This window comes from Tsuneonella suprasediminis (assembly GCF_003605755.1).
GTDB lineage: Bacteria > Pseudomonadota > Alphaproteobacteria > Sphingomonadales > Sphingomonadaceae > Tsuneonella > Tsuneonella suprasediminis.
Map to the genome: position 1 here is coordinate 664,254 of NZ_RAHJ01000018.1, position 17,130 is coordinate 681,383.

Below are 17,130 nucleotides of genomic sequence, written 5' to 3' on the forward strand. Positions count from 1 at the left end.
TTTGGTCATTTCGGCTAGTCGCGCGACCATGTCCGAAGTCCACACTCTCCACGCCGCATTCGCCGCGCGTATCGCCGCTGTCCTGTCCGCTCTCGAAATGGAGGGCGCGCTGCCAGCGGGTGTTTCCACCGCGAACGTCACCGTCGAACCGCCGCGCGATCCATCGCATGGCGATCTGGCGACCAACGCCGCGATGGTTCTGGCGAAGCAGGCTGCGACCAATCCGCGCGCGCTGGCGGAAAAGATCGTCGAACATCTCAATCGCGAACCTTCGGTGGAAAGTGCGGAGATTGCCGGACCGGGTTTCATCAACCTGCGGCTGGCCGATTCGGTCTGGCGTGAAGAACTGGCGGCGATTGCCGCGCTTGGCCCTGATTACGGTCGCTCGAAAATGGGGCGGGGAACGCGGGTCAACGTCGAATACGTTTCGGCCAACCCCACAGGCCCGATGCATATGGGCCATTGCCGCGGCGCGGTGGTGGGCGATGCGCTGGCGACTTTGCTGGAATACGCCGGGCACGATGTGATCCGCGAGTACTACGTCAACGACGCGGGCGGGCAGGTCGATGTGCTCGCGCGGTCGGTCCATCTGCGTTACCGGGAAGCGCTGGGCGAAGATATCGGTGCGATCCCCGAAGGGCTCTATCCCGGCGACTATTTGGTCCAGATCGGCAAAGTGCTGGCGGCCGAATATGGCGATCGGTTTGCTGCCGCGCCGGAAAGCGACTGGCTGGAACTGTTCCGCAAGCGCGCGGTCCACGCGATGATGGACATGATCCGCGCCGACCTCGCGCTGCTCGGCATCGAACACGATGTGTTCTCGTCCGAAGCGGAACTGCAGGCAGCGGGCAAGCCGGAAGAAGCGGAAAAATGGCTGCGCGCGCACGATCTGGTCTATGATGGCCAACTGGAAGCGCCAAAGGGCAAGACGATCGACGATTGGGAACCGGTCGAACTGCCGCTGTTCCGCGCAACCCGGTTTGGCGACGATCAGGACCGGCCGATCAAGAAATCCGACGGCAAATGGACCTATTTCGGGGCCGATCTCGCGTACCACATGCAGAAAGCGGAAACCGCCGATGCCCTGATCGACATCTGGGGTGCCGATCATGCCGGCACAGTCAAGCGGATCAAGGCTGCCGTCGCCGCTCTGGCGCAGGGCGAAGGGAAAGAAATTCCCTTTGATGTCAAGCTTGTACAGATGGTCCAGCTCATGCGTGGCGGCGAGCCGGTGAAAATGAGCAAACGCTCCGGCACGTTTGTCACCCTGGCCGACGTTGTGCGAGAGGTTGGCAAGGATGTGGTTCGCTTCACGATGCTGACCCGCAAGCCTGAGGCCCAGATGGAATTCGACTTCGCCAAGGTGGTGGAAGCGAGCAAGGACAACCCTGTTTTCTATGTCCAGTATGCCCACGCCCGCATCAGCTCCACGCTACGCAAAGCCGCGGGCGAAGGGCTGAAACCCGATCCTGCGGCGCTTAATCGTTTGGGGGACGAGGAAATCGCTCTCGTCCGTCTCGCGGCGCAATTCCCGCGGATCGTGGAGGCGGCGGCCAGCGCGCGTGAGCCACACCGGATTGCGTTCTATCTTTACGATCTGGCGGCTGCGCTTCACGCCTTCTGGAACCTCGGCAACGACGAGCCGGAAAAGCGCTTCATCGTGGCACACGATTCGGCTCTCACTGGCGCGAGGCTTTTCCTTGCGCGCCAGATCGGGCAAGTAGTGCACAATGGCTTGGCACTGCTTGGCGTGCAGGCGGTTGAGGAGATGTGATGATGGCGGGGGGCGATAACGAAGATCGACCGATCGATCCCGACGAAGGCAATCCGCTCGGGGAACCTGAAGAGCTGGCCTTCGCAGACGACAATGAACGGTTGCCCTGGCTCGAATCGGATGAGGATTACGAGCAGGAAGGTGGGGTCGATACCGGTCGTATCGTCGGCTTTGCCCTGCTGGCTCTGTTGGCGTTGGCCGTACTGGTCGGTCTGATCTGGTGGCTCGGCAAACGCGGCCCCGATCCCGAATTGGTCCCCGATGGTTCCACTATTGAGGCACCTGAAGGTGACTACAAAGTCAAGCCTGCGAACCCCGGCGGGCAGACTTTTGAAGGGACTGGCGACATCGCTCCGGCGGTGGGCGAAGGGAAGAAAACCGAAGGCCGCATCGCTACCGATGATTCCGTGGAATCGACCGTTGGCGCGAAGGAAGACGGCAAGGCTGGCGATGAAGCGACAGCGGCGCCTGTCAGCGGACCCGGCGTCCAGGTGGGGGCCTATTCCAGCAAGGCCTTGGCAGAGGCGGGATGGGCAAGCCTGATGCGCCAGACAGATAAACTGAATGGCGTGCGTCACCGCGTGATCGAAGGAAAAGTCGACATCGGCACTATCTATCGCCTGCAGGCGGTGCCGGGCGATCTTGCCGCAGCAAATGCGTTGTGCGCTGCGTTGAAGGCCGATGGTGTGGCTTGCCAGGTGAAGCGCTGAAACAGTAATGACTCCCTCCCGCCTGTGCAGCAGGGGGTTTCCCACATTGCAGTGAGTCGGACGCTTGCCTTAATCGTCTCTTCCTGCAACGCTTGCCCTTATGACACCCGCGATTTTCGGGATATCCGGCTTCACCCTGACTGCTGACGAGCGTGCCTTTTTCACGCAGGCTGATCCGGCGGGATATGTCCTGTTCGGGCGCAACGTCCAAAACCCATCCCAGCTTCGCGCGCTGACAAACGAATTGCGTGCTATCCACGGGCGGGAGAAGCTGTTCATCGGGATCGATCAGGAAGGGGGACGGGTGGCCCGAATGCGTCCGCCGGAATGGTCGCCCTTTCCTGCTGGCGCGGCTTTCGATGCGCTGTACGATGTCGCGCCATCGTCGGCTATCGTCGCAGCGCGCGCTAACGCGCAGGCGTTGGGGATGGAACTGGCCGATGCGGGGATAACGGTGGATTTTCACCCGCCGCTCGATGTGCGGCAACCCGGAGCGCATGACGTGATCGGTGATCGTGCGCTAGGCAGCGAGCCGATGCGCGTTGCCGCATTGGGTCGCGCCATTCTGGAAGGGCTGGCCGACGCCGGAGTCGCCGGTTGTATCAAACATATGCCCGGGCACGGCCGTAGCCAGTGCGATACGCACAAGGAAATGCCCACGATTACGGCGAGTGAGGCAGAGTTGGAAACCGACATCGCCCCGTTCCGTGCGCTCAACTGGGCGCCGATGGGGATGACCGGGCATCTGCTGTTCACCGCATGGGACACGGAAAATCCGGCAACGCTTTCGTCCACTGTGATTGAGCGGATTATCCGCAACAGGATCGGCTTCGATGGTCTGTTGCTCACCGATGATATCGATATGGAAGCGCTCGATGGATCGATCCCCGATCGGTCCGCTCGCGCGATTGCTGCCGGTTGCGATCTGGTGCTCAATTGTTGGGCCAGGATGGATGAGATGGTCGGGATTGCGGAGTGCCTGCCGGAAATAACCCCTCGTGCGGCAGAGCGACTCGATCGTGCGCTGGCAGGGGTGGGGCAGGCGCAGGCGGCGGATAGGAGCGCGTTGCTCGCCACGCGGGATGAACTGCTGGCTCTGGCCGAGGTCTCTGTGTGAACGAAGCGCGCCTTCCTCTCGATCCGGTTGAAGGTGATGCGGCCGAATGGGGTGGTCCCGCGGCGACGCAAGGCGAAGACGCGGCGCTCTATCTCGAACTCGACGGGTGGGAAGGGCCGCTCGATCTGTTACTCGATCTTGCCCGGCGTCAGAAAGTCGATCTGCGCCAAATTTCAATTCTTGCGCTGGTCGATCAGTATCTTGGTTATATCGACCGGGCGGAGGCATTGCGGCTGGAACTAGCGGCTGATTATCTGGTGATGGCGGCCTGGCTCGCTTATCTGAAATCGGCTCTGCTGTTGCCCAAGGAAGAGCAGGAAGATCCCAGCCCGGAAGAACTCGCGCTTCGCTTGCAATTACGGCTTCAGCGGCTGGGCGCTATGCGTGAAGCGGCGGCGCGGCTGATGGCCCGCGACCGGCTTGGGCGCGATGTGTTCCTGCGCGGCGCGCCCGAAGGTTTGCGGACCGATCGCAAAACGACGTGGCAGTGCGACTGGTTCGCGCTGGTTCGGGCCTATGGTGTGGTCAACGCCCGCACTGCGCCGGTCGTGCATATGGTGCGCGAACGCCCGGTCATGACGCTCGATTCGGCGCTCGAACGGGTTTCGGCCATGCTTGGTGTGACGCTGGAATGGGTCGAATTGCGCCAGTTTCTTCCGCCTCATGCCGAACCGCGACTACGCAAATCGGCGCTTGCCAGCAGCTTTGTCGCCGCGCTGGAACTGGCGCGACTGGGGCGGGCCGAACTGGCGCAGGATGAAACCTTCGGTCCTCTGCGCCTTCGGAGGCCCGCAGCGGCATGAGCGAGCGGCCTGACGATCTTGAGCGCGCTATCGAAGCCACGCTGTTTGCTGCGGAAGAACCGATGACCCCCGAATCGCTGGCCGGGCATCTGGGCGATCTGGCGGTGCCCGATGTGCGGCAGGCGCTAAAGGCTCTGTCCGTACACTATCAAGGGCGGGGCATACATCTGGTGGAACGCGACAGGCGCTGGCATTTCCAGACTGCGCCTGATCTCGCCCATCTTCTGCGCCGCGAACGGGAACAGGTTCGCCGCTTGTCACGCGCTGCGACCGAGGTGCTCGCCATCGTCGCTTATCATGAGCCGGTGAGCCGTGCGGAAATCGAATCGATTCGCGGGGTGCAGACTTCTTCCGGTACGCTCGATGTGTTGATGGAGGTGGGCTGGGTCCGGGTGGCGGGCAGGCGCGAAGTGCCGGGCCGCCCGGTAATCTATGCCACGACAGCCGAGTTTCTCGCGCACTTCGGCTTGAGTTCGCGGCGTGATCTGCCGGGCATCGATGAATTGAAAGCGGCGGGATTGCTGGACCCGGTGGACGACGTTTTCGATGCGCTGATGGGGGATGGTGAAGACCGTGTCGAAGAGGATGAAGGCGGGGGCAATTCGCCAGAAACCGATGATAACAAAGCCTGACTGGCACTGACCCTCGAAACCGCCTATATCGCCCTTACAAATCCTCAAACGGAAGAATTGACCCATGCAAGTCGGTGTCTGGCAACTCGTTATTATCGCTCTCGTTATCCTCGTGCTGTTCGGGCGCGGGCGCATTTCCGAAATGATGGGGGATTTCGGTAAAGGCATCAATAGCTTCAAGAAGGGTATGAGTGAGGGCGAAAAAGGCGGCAAGGGCGAAACGCACAAGCTGGAAGGGCCGCAGCACGAAGCAAAGCCCGCATCGCAAGCTGCCGCCGACCCCAAGCCTGCAGAGAAGTCCGACTCCTGACAATGCGATAAAAGGGCAGGTCGCCCATTATGTTCGATATCGGCTGGTCCGAGATTTTGTTGATTGTGATCGTGGCGGTGGTCGTCATCGGTCCCAAGGAACTGCCAGCAGCTCTGCGTACTGCTGGGCGGTGGATCGGGCAGATGCGCCGTGTTTCCAACCATTTCCGCGCTGGAGTGGATGCGATGATCCGCGAAGCGGAGATGGAAGAAATGGAAAAGAAATGGGCTGAACAGAATGCCCGCATCATGGCCGAACACCCCAATGCCGATCTTAGTGAGCATGAGATGACATCGCTGCCCGACCAGAAGGTGGAAGAGCTCGGGCCGGAAGATCTGGCCAGCGCCGCAGAAGGCAAACCCAAACCGACAGCATCTGAAAAACCGGAAAATCTGTTGCCGGAAAAGAAATCGGGCAACGAGCCCGAATTGCCGCTGGGCTGATTGCACGATGGCCTTCAAAATCAGCGATATCGATGAAACACAGAGCCCGCTGCTCGATCACCTTGTCGAATTACGTACACGGCTTTTGCGGTCGATCGCAGCGCTGGTGGTGGCTTTTGCTATCTGTTTTTACTTTGCCGACGATATCTTTGGCTTCCTCGTTCGACCGCTGACGGAGGCGTTCCCGGCAGGACAAGGCAGGCTCGTCTATACCAAGCTTTACGAAGCGTTTTTCACTGAAATCAAAGTAGCGCTGTTCGCGGCGTTCTTCCTCGCCTTCCCGATTATCGCCAACCAGATGTGGGCTTTCGTCGCGCCGGGTTTGTATGCGAAAGAAAAGAAGGCATTTCTGCCGTTTCTGATTGCGACTCCGATCCTGTTCACGATGGGGGCAAGCCTCGCCTATTTCGTGGTCATGCCGATGGCGTTCCGCTGGTTTCTCGGCTTTCAGGGGATGAGTGGCGGGCTGAAGCAGGAAGCCCTTCCCGCGATGGGTGATTACCTCAGCCTGGTGATGCAATTCATCTTTGCCTTCGGGGCGAGTTTTCTGTTGCCGGTCTTGCTTATGTTGCTCAATCGGGCAGGTATTGTCACGCGCCAGCAACTGTCGAAAGCGCGGCGTTATGTAATCGTTGGCATCGCGATTGTGGCTGCGGTCATTACTCCGCCAGATATCATCAGCCAATTGATGCTTGGCATTCCTTTGCTTGGCCTGTTTGAAATTTCCTTACTGCTGATGTGGCGCGGCGAAAAGAAAGCGGCGAAAGAACAGGCACGGCAGGCGGCTGAGTCAACCCAGGCAGAAGCGGACGGCACCGGGTCGACCGCATCCGAATAAGGGTCAGCCGCACATAATGCGTTCGATAACATAGTTATCGTCGTAACCGATGTTCAGTCGATCCTGGCGGTAATCCATTGTCATGGCTGTCCGCGGGGGAAGCCATCGTAGCGTGCGCGAACCGGATTGTTTCAACAGGTCCGCGGCGAGCGCAGCGGTTGCCTTTGCCCCCAGGTTCGATTGTACGCTGCTGGCATCGCACTTGTGAGCGATGCCAGCAGGCGCGGTATCGTCCGCAGCATAAGTTGTGGCGCACCCACTCAGCAATATCGCAGCGACAGCGCCACCACAGATCCCAGCTAACTTCTGCATGATCTCACTCCTCAATTTGAACAGCGTTTGTATGTGAATTGACCGTTGGTGGTATCAGGGCCGTTGGCGTCGGTGCGGAACAGAGTGTCCCCGTTCTTGCTGAGTTGGAACGAAACCTGCCGCTCCCAATTCATACCCTCGCCCATGAATGAGAACCGGGCATCGAATTTGCTGTCCGATGAAGAACTGATCGACGAAAGCTGCCCAACGGATTCATAAAATGTAATCGTTGTCGGGGAAACGATCATCAGTCCTTTGGCATCGCTTTTTCCCTTTTCGCAATCTGCGCTCACCAGCCCCCAACGACCACGCATCGAAACAGGTATTCCTTGCTCGGGAATACCGTGTTGGGGGCGAGAGAGGTCTGCCGATGGCGCGGGCGCGGCAGATGAGCTCGGAAGGCTTTCTGCCGGGTTCGCTTGGCCGCTTTCTTCGTCCGGTGCGCTTCGGTTGCAAGCGGTGAGAGTGAGCAACGTGGCTGCGATAATCGGAAAACGGCGCATGGAGTCTCCCTGTGGCGTGATCGATTATGACTCTAATGTTTTAGGAGGCAAGTCTTTCCCCGATGCTTGCGACGTGCTGATCGGGCGGTGATGCCATTCATGGGCCGCGTGGCGTTGGCAATGAATTTCGAACCCATATTGACCAATGATCACATATCGTGGAAAGCGGCGCCCGCGTTGCAACGGCGGTGTGACAACCACCACGGTTTTCGCAAACTAAGCGGGTGTAGCTCAATGGTAGAGCAGCAGCTTCCCAAGCTGACGACGAGGGTTCGATTCCCTTCACCCGCTCCAGCTTTTCAAGCTGCCCAGATAATTACAAAACATCGATGAGAGTCTGTGTTTTTCGCATGTGCAGGCCATGCCGGTAACGTGAACCGGGCTTGATCGCGCAGCGTGCAGGTCTGGATGACAAGGCGTTACCCGTATTTACGGGCCTGCTAAACCGCTTAGCACAGTTGAGTAGCAGGCCCGCCATCGAACAATAATGTCTTGTTGGTGTTACATTCAGAAGCTGATGCGTGCGCGCAGCCCATAGCTGCGGGCGTCGTTCAGGAACCGGATGTTGAGCGAAGACCCGACCAGAGCCTTCTGGGAGGCTTCTTGGTTCAGGACATTGCTTGCCCAGGCTTCCAGGCGCAGGTTTTCGATCGAGTAACCGACGCCGAGATTGAGCGTGACGAACCCTTTCTGAAGATCCGGAAAACCTGCTTCCAATGCGGTCTGTCGTGTGCCGTCCAAAAAGACGATATCGCTTTCATTGAATTGGCTGAGGAAGAACGACGAGCGGTAGTTAAGTAGCGCCTGCCAGTCGAACCGTCCCGACCCGATATCGAAAGATTGCGACAGCCGTGCGCTCAAATTCACCTTGGAGGCAAGCGGGAGGCGATTGCCCACCAAGCTGACCAGTGGTGATTCACCCCCGGCGTCGAAATCCTGCGCTCTTGCATCGGCCACGACCCCCTCGGTTATCTTGGTATCGAGGTAGGCCGCATTGATGTCCAATGCGAAGTGTGCAGGTAACTTGAGCTTTAACTCTGCTTCGGCGCCATAAATGCGTGACGCACCGATATTGCGGTTTACCAGCGAATAGCCATTGCAGACCGGTGGCGTCTGTGTCTCATCCAGATTGATGCAGGTAAGATCCTGAAAAACCTGATTTGAATATTCGTAGTAGAAGCCTGTCAGGTTGAAAATTGCCCGTCGACCGAATGCGTCGAACGCGTTCCTGCTGCCGATTTCATACACTACCAGCTTTTCCGGGCTATACGCTTCAGGGATTGTCGATCCATTGAAGCTGTCGTTGAATCCACCCGATTTGTGACCAGTGGAAATCTTGGCGTACAGCATATTGTCCGGGCTTAGATCATATTCCATGCCCACACGCCAATCTACGAAATCGAATTTCGACTGGCCGACCTGCTGGTCGGGGATGGTGAGATTTACAAAGCTGAATCCACCGTCAAAACCCGTCGGACATTGCATGAATCCGTTGTCGATATCCGGTCGGCTGGTGCAGGTGCCATTCGGATTTGTGCCATTGGCGATGGCGCCAATCTGATCGATCAGTGTATCGCGCAGACCTGCAGTCTTAATTCCTTCGATCAGGAATTGGGCGCGCCCTTGCAGGGTATCGATTCCCGTTACATCGAAGTTGGGACGATCCAGCAGGTTAGGTCTGAAGCCCTCGGTGCCAACGCGCGTGGCGAAACAGCACGAGTAGTCTTCTCCTCCCAGAGTTAGTGCCCAGTTGCCTCCGATACCGTAACGATACTTTTTCTCTTCGGTATAGCGAATGCCGCCCAGCAAGCGCAGTCGATCGGTCACATCATAGGTGCCATCAGCGTAGAACGCATAGCTTTCACCATTGACGTCGGGCATGGTGAATTCGGTTGCGGAATAACAGCAGTATCCCCGATCTGCGAGAGCCAGATAACCGACGGCCTGATCTTCATTGAAGTAGAAGCTGCCTACGTTCCAGCGGAACCGTTCGCTTTCATTCGCGAACAGGCGGAATTCATAGACCTGGCTTTGCGATTCTGTTTGCCAGAAGTTGTTCGAGAAGTTGTCATACTGGATGGCATCAAGGTCGCGGCCAGGATAATCGATTCCATCGCTGCTGGCGTTCGCCTGATAAAAATCGACCGAGCGGTAGCTGCCAGTGAGCTCCGCGCCGAACTTGCCAAAATCGTAGCTGATTTTGCCCTGAATACCCCAGAGCTCGTTTTCCATGTCGCCCTGCATTCCGCGATAAACGACTTCTCGTAAGTCGAGATCTTCCGGTCTGAGGCCAGTGGCAGTAACGGCGCCAAAAATATTCGCGCCGGGATAGCCAGTGCCGGTTTCCTTGCCATAGTCTCCGACAAGGGAGATTGTCAGCCGATCGTTCGGCTCCCACAATAAGGACAGCCGCCCGGCATAGTTTTCTTCGAGTCCGGCTGGCTTTAGATTTCGCGCCTGCGCACCTGTCGACGCATTGTGAAAGCCTGCATCGCGATTGATGTAATAGCCCGCTGCACGTACGGCCATGGTGTCGCCCAGCGGGATATTGAGCGCTCCTTCCGCCCCATAGGACGAACGATTGCCAATTTCAGCCTGAACATATCCGCCGAATTCGCCCAGCCGTGGCTTTGCAGTAATGATATTCAGCGTCCCGGCTAGTGCATTGCGGCCATAGAGAGTTCCCTGTGGACCTTTGTTCACTTCGACCCGTTCCAGATCATAGAACATGACGCCTAACCCGCGCGGGCGGGGGATGTAGGTTCCGTTGAGGTGAGGCGCAGCGCCGGGATCGCCCAGTTCGGTATTGTTCGCCGAACCCACACCGCGAATGAAGATTTCGACGTTACCTTCCTGATTTGCAATGCTTAAACCCGGTACGGCGACCTGCAGCTGGCGCAGTTCCGAAATACCGTCTCGCCTGAGTTGCTCAGAGTCCAAAGCCTGAACAACGCTTGAGACGTCCTGCAAATTCTCTGCGCGGCGGTTGGCGGTGACGATAATGGTGTCGTCGTCTCCTGCAGACTGGTTGTCTGCGGTTGCCGGATCATTGTCTGGCTCCGTTTGAGCGTAAGCCGGAACGCTGGCGATGGAGCAAAGCAATGCTGTGCTGAACGCCTTGGTGAACTTCATCTTGATCATACTATCCTCCCCTGCATCCGCTCGCTTGCGGATGTTATTCATTGACATGAAAGTTGTTTGTCCGACGGCGATGCAATACGTACTGAGGAGATCGAAAGGTCGAGCTGTCCCTCAGTGACCAGTATCAACGGTTCTTCGACACGGCTAAGATCAACACCGGCCTGGGCGAAACAGGACAGTGGGATCGCGATGCGGGTCCATTTGTCGGTCTTTTTTGCCTCTGCGAGTGTGAGTCGTAGTGGAATTCCGCCTGTACATTTCTCTCCGCAGCTCATCATTAAGCTGACGTCGGCCGTCGGCGCGACGTTCACTTTTACATCCAGCTCCAGCGCAAGGTCGCCATTTGCCTGTCGTGTTAGATCGCGTGATCGATCCTGAGCGATGGCTGCTGCAGCACGCCCGCCCCCCTTCCAACGCAGCCGAAGTGAGTCTTCCTGCGCGTTGCGATCGGTTCTTTCGGCCGTGATCAGATCCGGGCCGGGATTGGTGGCCAACGCGCCGGGCGCGCCGATGAGCAGGTGTCGCCCGTTTCCGAAGCGGCCGCTGGCGAAAAGAATGTTGTCATCTGTCTGTGCCGGAGCTGCCCGATCTTCGGGCAAAGTGGTGAGGTCACCGGGTTCGTCCGTTGATAGTCCGAAGCCGTAGGCAAACAGGGGATCGTAGCCCTTGTCGCCGATGTTCACTGCGGTCTGGTCGCTGGTTTTTGGCCAGCTATACGGCAGCTTGCCTGTGAATTGCGCTTTCCCGAACAGAAGATCGGCAACGCCACCGCCCTCGGAGCCGGGCAGCCAGGCGGCAACAAATGCATCAGAGGCGTTAAGGAACGGGTTCACCCACATTGGGCGGCCTGACAGGAAAACCGTAACGGTGGGGATTCCATCTGCTTGCAGCGAGTGCAGCAGTTTCAGGGATCGCGCATCGTCATAGCCGACGTCGGCCCGGTCGCCCTGGAATTCAGCGTAAGGATCCTCGCCGAATACTACGATCGCCACATCCGGTCTGGTGGTGTAGCTCCCGTTGGGGGACAGCGTGGCGCGACCGCCAGTTGCATCGACAGCTTCGGCAATTCCTTCCCAGATCGTTTGCGCGTTGGGGAAGTCCGGGCGTACAGTGCCGGTGCCTTGCCAGCTGAGCGTCCAGCCCCCTGTCTGCTTCGCCATGTTATCGGCGCCATCGCCCGCAATCAGGATATTGGCGCTGGCGTTCAGAGGCAGAATACGACCTGCGTTCTTAAGCAGGACCAGCGACTTCTGCACCGCCTCACGCGCGACAGCCCGGTGTTCCGGGCTTCCCAGCCTTTCGAATTCGCCCGCGTAAGGGCGTGAAGACGGTTTTCCCGCTTCGAACAGTCCCGCCCTGAGTTTTACCCGAAGAATGCGGCGAACTGCATCGTCCAGCCGGTCTATCGGCAGTGATCCGTCGCGGGCAGCGGTGAGTGTCGAATTATACAGACCCTTCCAGCTGTCGGGCGCCATATACATATCGAGTCCGGCAACCAGAGACTGAGTGCAACTAGTGACGGTGCATCCAGCGACTTGCCCGTGGCCGTTCCAGTCCCCAACCAGAAATCCGTCGAAATTCCATCGCTGTTTCACAACGCCATTCAACAGGGATTTGTTGCCGTGCATTTTTGCGCCATTCCAGCCGGAAAAGCTGACCATGATCGACTGCACCCCAGCCTTGATAGCGGGGAGGTAAGGGGGGCTGAACAGATCGCGCAGGCCACTTTCCGCGATGCGTGTATCCCCCTGATCCTTGCCGCCGGTGGTCCCGCCGTCGCCAAGGAAATGCTTGGCTGTTGCGATGATATGCGGCCCGCGCAGCCAGTCTTTGTCACCAATCTTGCCTTGCAGGCCTTCAATCAGCGGAGCTGCATACGATGTGGCGATTTCCGGGGTTTCGCCGAAGCCTTCGTAAGTCCGGCCCCACCGGTCATCTCTCACGACCGCCAGTGTCGGAGCGAACGTCCAGTCGAGGCCGGTCGTTCGCATCTCGATTGCCGTTACTTCGCCTATGCGACGCAGCAATTCTGGATCGCGTGCGGCGCCCAAACCAATATTGTGGGGAAATAGTGTCGCGCCGACAATATTATTGTGCCCATGCACTGCGTCGCTACCCCAGATAATCGGGATACGAGGCAATTTGCCATCAGGCGCCATTGAGGCGGCATAGAACGCATCGGCCGCTTTCAGCCACTCTTTGGCCGGAGCATTATATTTCCCTGTAGGTGTCGAATTGCCTCCGTTGAGGATGGAGCCGAGATGGTATTGACGAACATCCTCCGGCGTCACGCTGCCGATATCGGCTTGAATAACCTGACCGACTTTCTGTTCCAGAGACATTCTTGCGATCAGAGAATTGATTCGGCTTTCCAGCGTAGGATCGGATTTGATGGGGGCCGCCTGTTCAGGCCATTTGCTTGGATCTGCGATCGACCGATGATCGGGCTGTGCGACAACCGGTGCAGTCGCCACGCCTGAGCACAGCGTTACCGCAAAAGCCTTGAACACGAATTGAGCTCGGCAATGCCGCACCAGAATCTCCTCTCCATATATGACAACGTTTACCGCTGTTATGACAACGTTTACTGTCAGCCATCGACATAAGTCAAGAGAGGCGCTATTCACGTGCACCGACAAGGTCGGCACTGGGGCAACAACGCATCTTGCGGGGGCTGCAATTTCGAAGCGATCAACGATAATCGATGTTGCGGGCCTTGCCGGTGTATCGATCAAGACTGTCTCACGGGCGTTGAACGATGCGCCGCACGTCAACGCGGATACCCGCAGGCGGGTTAAGGAAGCTGCTGCGGCGCTCGATTACCACCCGAATATCGCCGCGCAGAGCCTGATCGCCCGACGTAGCTATCTGTTAGGTTTGACCTATGAGCGGCCAAGTCCGAGCTATGTCGTGGAACTGCAGAACGGCGCGCTCGCCCGGCTGGAAAATTCACGTTACCGGCTGGTAGTGCTGCCATTCCGTGATGTTGCAAATCGTCCGGAAGAACTGGGAAGTTTACTGTTACGTGCAGGCTTGGATGGAGTCATTCTCGCCCCGCCTGCCTGCGATCAGCACGAACTGTTATCGATGCTCGACAGACAGAAGCTTCCCTATGCGCGCATTACGCCTCATCACGAAATGGATCGCGGTATTGTAACGGCGATGGACGAAGTTGAGGCCGGGCGAGCAATCGCTACGCATCTGCTGGAGCTTGGCCATAGACGTATCGGCATCGTGATGGGCGACCCGTCCCATGCTGCGAGCGCTGCGCGGATGGAAGGGTATCGATTGGCCTTTGCCGATTTCGATGCCGAGCCGATAGATGATTTAGTTGTTTCTGGCGATTTCACTTACGACGTTGGCTATTCCGCGGCCGCGGAATTGCTGAGTAATTCGCCTCGTCCGACAGCCATTTTGGCTCAGAACGACGATATGGCGGTGGCGGCGATGGCCGCTGTCCGCGACGCCGGTCTTTCGGTCCCCGGTGATGTCTCAGTTGCAGGATTCGACAATTCGGAAGTGTCCCGAACAACCTGGCCGCAGCTCACCACAGTGCGCCAACCGGTGAATGAGATGGCATGGGACGCGGTCGATCGGTTGATCGCAACACTCGATGCCAACGATAGCCAGCGCGAGGCGCCTCCGTTGCGCGGTGATCATCCGTATGAATTGATTGTGCGGGCTTCTACCGCTCCCCCTCTTTAGATTTCGGACGTTGGCTGTCGGTTAGTGGCGGTACTGCATACCGGATTAATTCGCGAGCCTGCTCGGGGAACCAGCTACCGGCTGGCGGTGCATTGATACCACGTTCAGGATCGTTCGGGCCGGACGTGCCCCGAAAACATTCGCCATCGGATTCTCCGGGAATCTTGATCCATAAAAATGCGTCGATGTAGGGATGGCGCGTTTCCATCGTTGGCCTGCGACCTAGCCCGCGTGCTGGGGGATTGCACCAGACTTCCGGGTCGGAATGCAGACCGACTTTCGGGGCCCACGATCCTCTGCCATTGCGACTGGTATCAATTATTGCCCGCTTCTGTGAAGCAGGATCGCGCGTAAGATTAAATCGTGCAAACAAAGCGTCGTAGGCAACATCTGTTGCGCGCCAGGTTTCGACATCGTCAAACGTTGCAGGACTATACTGGCTTGGGCATTCTCGAGGATCGACATTGCGACCGGTGACAAGCGCGATGCAATCGCTGATCCAGCGTGCGTATGCTGTTACCCGGGCATCGCTTTCGAAGTTGGAAACATTGAGAAAGTACCCGTCTGCCTTCAGAACATTCGCCTGAATGAGCCGATGTGCTGCTTCGCCCGGCGCAAGCCAGCTACTGCCCGTTCCATCCAAATAGACCTGCACATTGGGCAGGGACGAAAGGATATCAACTGCAGTGGTCAACTGAATGAAGCGGTTGCTGGCTGCCTTGTTTTTATCACCGCCTTGCGGCTGACATTGCCCCAAGCTGCCGTCGAGAGAAGAGTACCACGGGATTATGCCCAAACTGTCTGGTTCCAGAACGACAATTGCCGGCCGATTAGCAATACCCGCTGAGAAGGCCTTGATCCACGCGAGGTAACTTTCGGTTTCATCTGCGCCACCGGAAGAATACAGGGCACAATCACGTTCGGGGATATTGTAAGCGACCAGTACCGGGATGCTGTTTTCAGCTGCCGCAAGACCCACCAGTCTGTCGACCCCTTTTTCGATCTCATCGGGTGTTCCGCCTGCGAACCAGGTGGCTGAAGGAAAGCGGCTTAGCGTCAGCGCATCCTGCCTGGCGTCTCCCTCCAATCGTTCTGCCGCCGTGCGCGTGGTGCTTTCGGGATTGGTGAACAACGCTGGCTGTCCGTGGTCCGGCACGGTTACGCTCAGCGCAGCGCCTGCAAGCAGAGAGAGATATCCTGACATGGCACCCATCATAACCAATATATCTTGCGTCTGTTAACCGATATGCGCGTGCTCTTCCTTCATGCCGTGGGTAAACTGGTTGCTGCTAGCGGCGATATGCGCGAATTGGTTTTCTGCGGTGCCTTTCAGAAAGACTCGCAATTTTTTACGCAAGGGTGGTTTGGAAGGAACAGGGTTGGTGGCAGCGGGCGGTTCGGTATCAGGCGATGAGCAGAGGGCGGTGTTGTGGCCTTACGCCACATTGTGCATCGTGATCCTGTTCTGGTCCGGCAACTTTATTGTTGGGCGGGCGGTGAATGGTGTGATCCCGCCGTTCACGCTGGCGTTTGTGCGCTGGACGGGGGCGCTGCTGGCGGTGCTGCCATTCGCCTGGCGGCATGTTGTCGCTGACAAAAGTATATTGATCGACCGTTGGAAAACGGTTGTTGCGCTGGGACTAACCGGCGTGGCCGCGTTCAACGCCTTTGTCTATTCGGGGCTTCATTTTACGACCGCCAGTAATGGCTTGTTGCTTCAGGCCGCGATCCCGGCACTGGTGCTGGTGTTCAACCGCCTGTTTTTTCGAGACCGGGCGTCGGTGCTGCAAATCATCGGTGTCATGCTGTCGATGGTGGGTGTCGTGGTGATCGTGCTGCGCGGACATCTGGCGGCAATTTTTGGAATACACCTTAATTTCGGAGATTTCCTGATCTTGTGCGGAGTGGTGTGCTGGGCGCTCTACACTGCATTTCTGCGTCTGCGACCCGCTTGCCACCCGCTCAGCTTTCTTGTTGCGACGTTCGTTATCGGGGCAATTGCCATGTTCCCGTTTGCTGCATTGGAGATGCGGGCCGGTGCGGCAATTCCGCTGCGTGCCGATGTCATCGGAGCATTTGTCTATGTGGCGATATTCCCTTCGCTGGTCGCGTATGTGCTTTACAACGCCGCAGTCGCCAGGCTGGGTGCAGCCCCGGCAGGGCAGATGATTACTCTGATGCCGCTATTCGGTGCTTTACTGGCCGCAGCATTGTTGGACGAGGCGCTGCACGGTTATCATGTCAGCGGCATGATACTGATCCTGGGCGGAATAATCATGTCGGCGTTGGGCATTCGCCGCGCTTCGGCGCGATAGCTCGGTGCCATCCCCATCGCTGCACGGTTCTGTCAGCGACGTGATTTCTTTGCCTCAGTATCGATCGTAGCTACATCCGCAGTGCCCCTGCCGGGGCGGATACCTGCTGCGTACATCGCCTTGTCCAGCATATCGAGTGCTGCGATCAAATCCCCGATCGCCTCTTCCGCCACCAACAGGTCGAGTGTGTGGCGTACGCTTACCGGATCGCCATCCTGCAATCCGCACACCAGACTGACAATGATCGCTTCGTGTTCGGACACGTGGTTGCATTGCAGTCCGCAGAATTCGAAGTTCTGCAAGCCGTGGCGATTGAATAGAGCCATCATCGCCAGGAACGGCTGCAGCCCACTCAGCAAGTTCCACTTGGCAAAGGCAGGGGCGATGCCGTGCGCGGGGCAGCGCCGTTCGCCCACGGCCTTTACCCAGCTTCGTGCAGCCCAGACAATGAAGCGTCCGCCATTATCGAGATCGGTGACGGGACGGTCGATGAAATCATACATAGCGGGCGCTTCCTTGGTTTGCAG

16 protein-coding genes and 1 tRNA gene are annotated in these 17,130 nt (G+C 58.0%); 11 read left to right on the top strand and 6 right to left on the bottom strand.

The features are described 5' to 3' along the window. Window positions 1–28 precede the first annotated feature (28 nt). From argS to tatC, 8 genes are all read left to right on the top strand, one after another. Entirely contained in the window at window positions 29–1,774 is a 1,746-nt protein-coding gene (argS, locus tag D6858_RS09130; protein ID WP_120109217.1) for an arginine--tRNA ligase, read from the top strand. Next, window positions 1,774–2,484 (top strand): SPOR domain-containing protein, encoded by a 711-nt coding sequence (locus D6858_RS09135; protein ID WP_225081906.1) that lies wholly within the window; start codon window positions 1,774–1,776, stop codon window positions 2,482–2,484. The genes argS and D6858_RS09135 overlap by 1 nt, the downstream gene beginning before the upstream one ends. Before the next feature lie 100 nt (window positions 2,485–2,584). After that, window positions 2,585–3,601 (top strand): beta-N-acetylhexosaminidase, encoded by a 1,017-nt coding sequence (gene nagZ, locus D6858_RS09140; protein ID WP_120109219.1) that lies wholly within the window; start codon window positions 2,585–2,587, stop codon window positions 3,599–3,601. Further along, complete coding sequence (locus D6858_RS09145; protein WP_120109221.1) at window positions 3,598–4,404, top strand: segregation and condensation protein A; 807 nt, start codon at window positions 3,598–3,600, stop codon at window positions 4,402–4,404. The genes nagZ and D6858_RS09145 overlap by 4 nt, the downstream gene beginning before the upstream one ends. Further along, window positions 4,401–5,036 carry an SMC-Scp complex subunit ScpB gene (gene scpB, locus D6858_RS09150; RefSeq protein WP_120109223.1) on the top strand — a complete coding sequence of 212 codons (636 nt, stop codon included), beginning with the start codon at window positions 4,401–4,403 and terminating at the stop codon, window positions 5,034–5,036. The genes D6858_RS09145 and scpB overlap by 4 nt, the downstream gene beginning before the upstream one ends. 64 nt (window positions 5,037–5,100) lie before the next feature. Beyond that, complete coding sequence (gene tatA / locus D6858_RS09155; RefSeq protein WP_120109225.1) at window positions 5,101–5,346, top strand: twin-arginine translocase TatA/TatE family subunit; 246 nt, start codon at window positions 5,101–5,103, stop codon at window positions 5,344–5,346. Between the two features lie 29 nt (window positions 5,347–5,375). Further along, complete coding sequence (gene tatB / locus D6858_RS09160) at window positions 5,376–5,789, top strand: Sec-independent protein translocase protein TatB (RefSeq protein WP_120109227.1); 414 nt, start codon at window positions 5,376–5,378, stop codon at window positions 5,787–5,789. Window positions 5,790–5,796: 7 nt separating this feature from the next. Beyond that, window positions 5,797–6,627: a twin-arginine translocase subunit TatC gene (gene tatC / locus D6858_RS09165; RefSeq protein ID WP_120109229.1), complete on the top strand. Its 831-nt coding sequence runs from the start codon at window positions 5,797–5,799 to the stop codon at window positions 6,625–6,627. Window positions 6,628–6,630: 3 nt separating this feature from the next. On the opposite strand, the gene D6858_RS09170 is transcribed toward tatC, so the two are convergent. Then, window positions 6,631–6,939, bottom strand: coding sequence for an I78 family peptidase inhibitor (locus D6858_RS09170; RefSeq protein ID WP_120109231.1), 309 nt, complete (start codon window positions 6,937–6,939; stop codon window positions 6,631–6,633). Window positions 6,940–6,950: 11 nt separating this feature from the next. Continuing rightward, the gene (locus D6858_RS15975; RefSeq protein WP_205664906.1) at window positions 6,951–7,442 is read right to left on the bottom strand and encodes a hypothetical protein; all 492 of its coding nucleotides are present in this window, start codon (window positions 7,440–7,442) and stop codon (window positions 6,951–6,953) included. A 220-nt stretch (window positions 7,443–7,662) separates the two neighbouring features. On the opposite strand from D6858_RS15975, the gene D6858_RS09180 reads away from it, so the two are divergent. Next, a tRNA-Gly gene (locus D6858_RS09180) sits at window positions 7,663–7,736 on the top strand. A 213-nt stretch (window positions 7,737–7,949) separates the two neighbouring features. On the opposite strand, the gene D6858_RS09185 is transcribed toward D6858_RS09180, so the two are convergent. Together D6858_RS09185 and D6858_RS09190 are read right to left on the bottom strand one after the other, a co-directional pair. Further along, window positions 7,950–10,583: a TonB-dependent receptor gene (locus D6858_RS09185; protein ID WP_120109661.1), complete on the bottom strand. Its 2,634-nt coding sequence runs from the start codon at window positions 10,581–10,583 to the stop codon at window positions 7,950–7,952. Window positions 10,584–10,621: 38 nt separating this feature from the next. Beyond that, the gene (locus D6858_RS09190; RefSeq protein WP_240623780.1) at window positions 10,622–13,093 is read right to left on the bottom strand and encodes a glycoside hydrolase family 3 protein; all 2,472 of its coding nucleotides are present in this window, start codon (window positions 13,091–13,093) and stop codon (window positions 10,622–10,624) included. Window positions 13,094–13,283: 190 nt separating this feature from the next. Between D6858_RS09190 and D6858_RS09195 the strand changes: the two genes are divergently transcribed. Then, window positions 13,284–14,288 (top strand): LacI family DNA-binding transcriptional regulator, encoded by a 1,005-nt coding sequence (locus tag D6858_RS09195; protein ID WP_338067291.1) that lies wholly within the window; start codon window positions 13,284–13,286, stop codon window positions 14,286–14,288. Here D6858_RS09195 and D6858_RS09200 read toward each other — a convergent pair. Further along, the gene (locus tag D6858_RS09200; RefSeq protein WP_240623782.1) at window positions 14,269–15,504 is read right to left on the bottom strand and encodes a glycoside hydrolase family 6 protein; all 1,236 of its coding nucleotides are present in this window, start codon (window positions 15,502–15,504) and stop codon (window positions 14,269–14,271) included. The genes D6858_RS09195 and D6858_RS09200 overlap by 20 nt on opposite strands. Window positions 15,505–15,670: 166 nt before the next feature. On the opposite strand from D6858_RS09200, the gene D6858_RS09205 reads away from it, so the two are divergent. Further along, entirely contained in the window at window positions 15,671–16,603 is a 933-nt protein-coding gene (locus D6858_RS09205; RefSeq protein WP_225081901.1) for a DMT family transporter, read from the top strand. 32 nt (window positions 16,604–16,635) lie between these two features. On the opposite strand, the gene D6858_RS09210 is transcribed toward D6858_RS09205, so the two are convergent. Further along, window positions 16,636–17,106, bottom strand: coding sequence for a hypothetical protein (locus D6858_RS09210; RefSeq protein ID WP_120109239.1), 471 nt, complete (start codon window positions 17,104–17,106; stop codon window positions 16,636–16,638). Window positions 17,107–17,130: the final 24 nt, after the last annotated feature.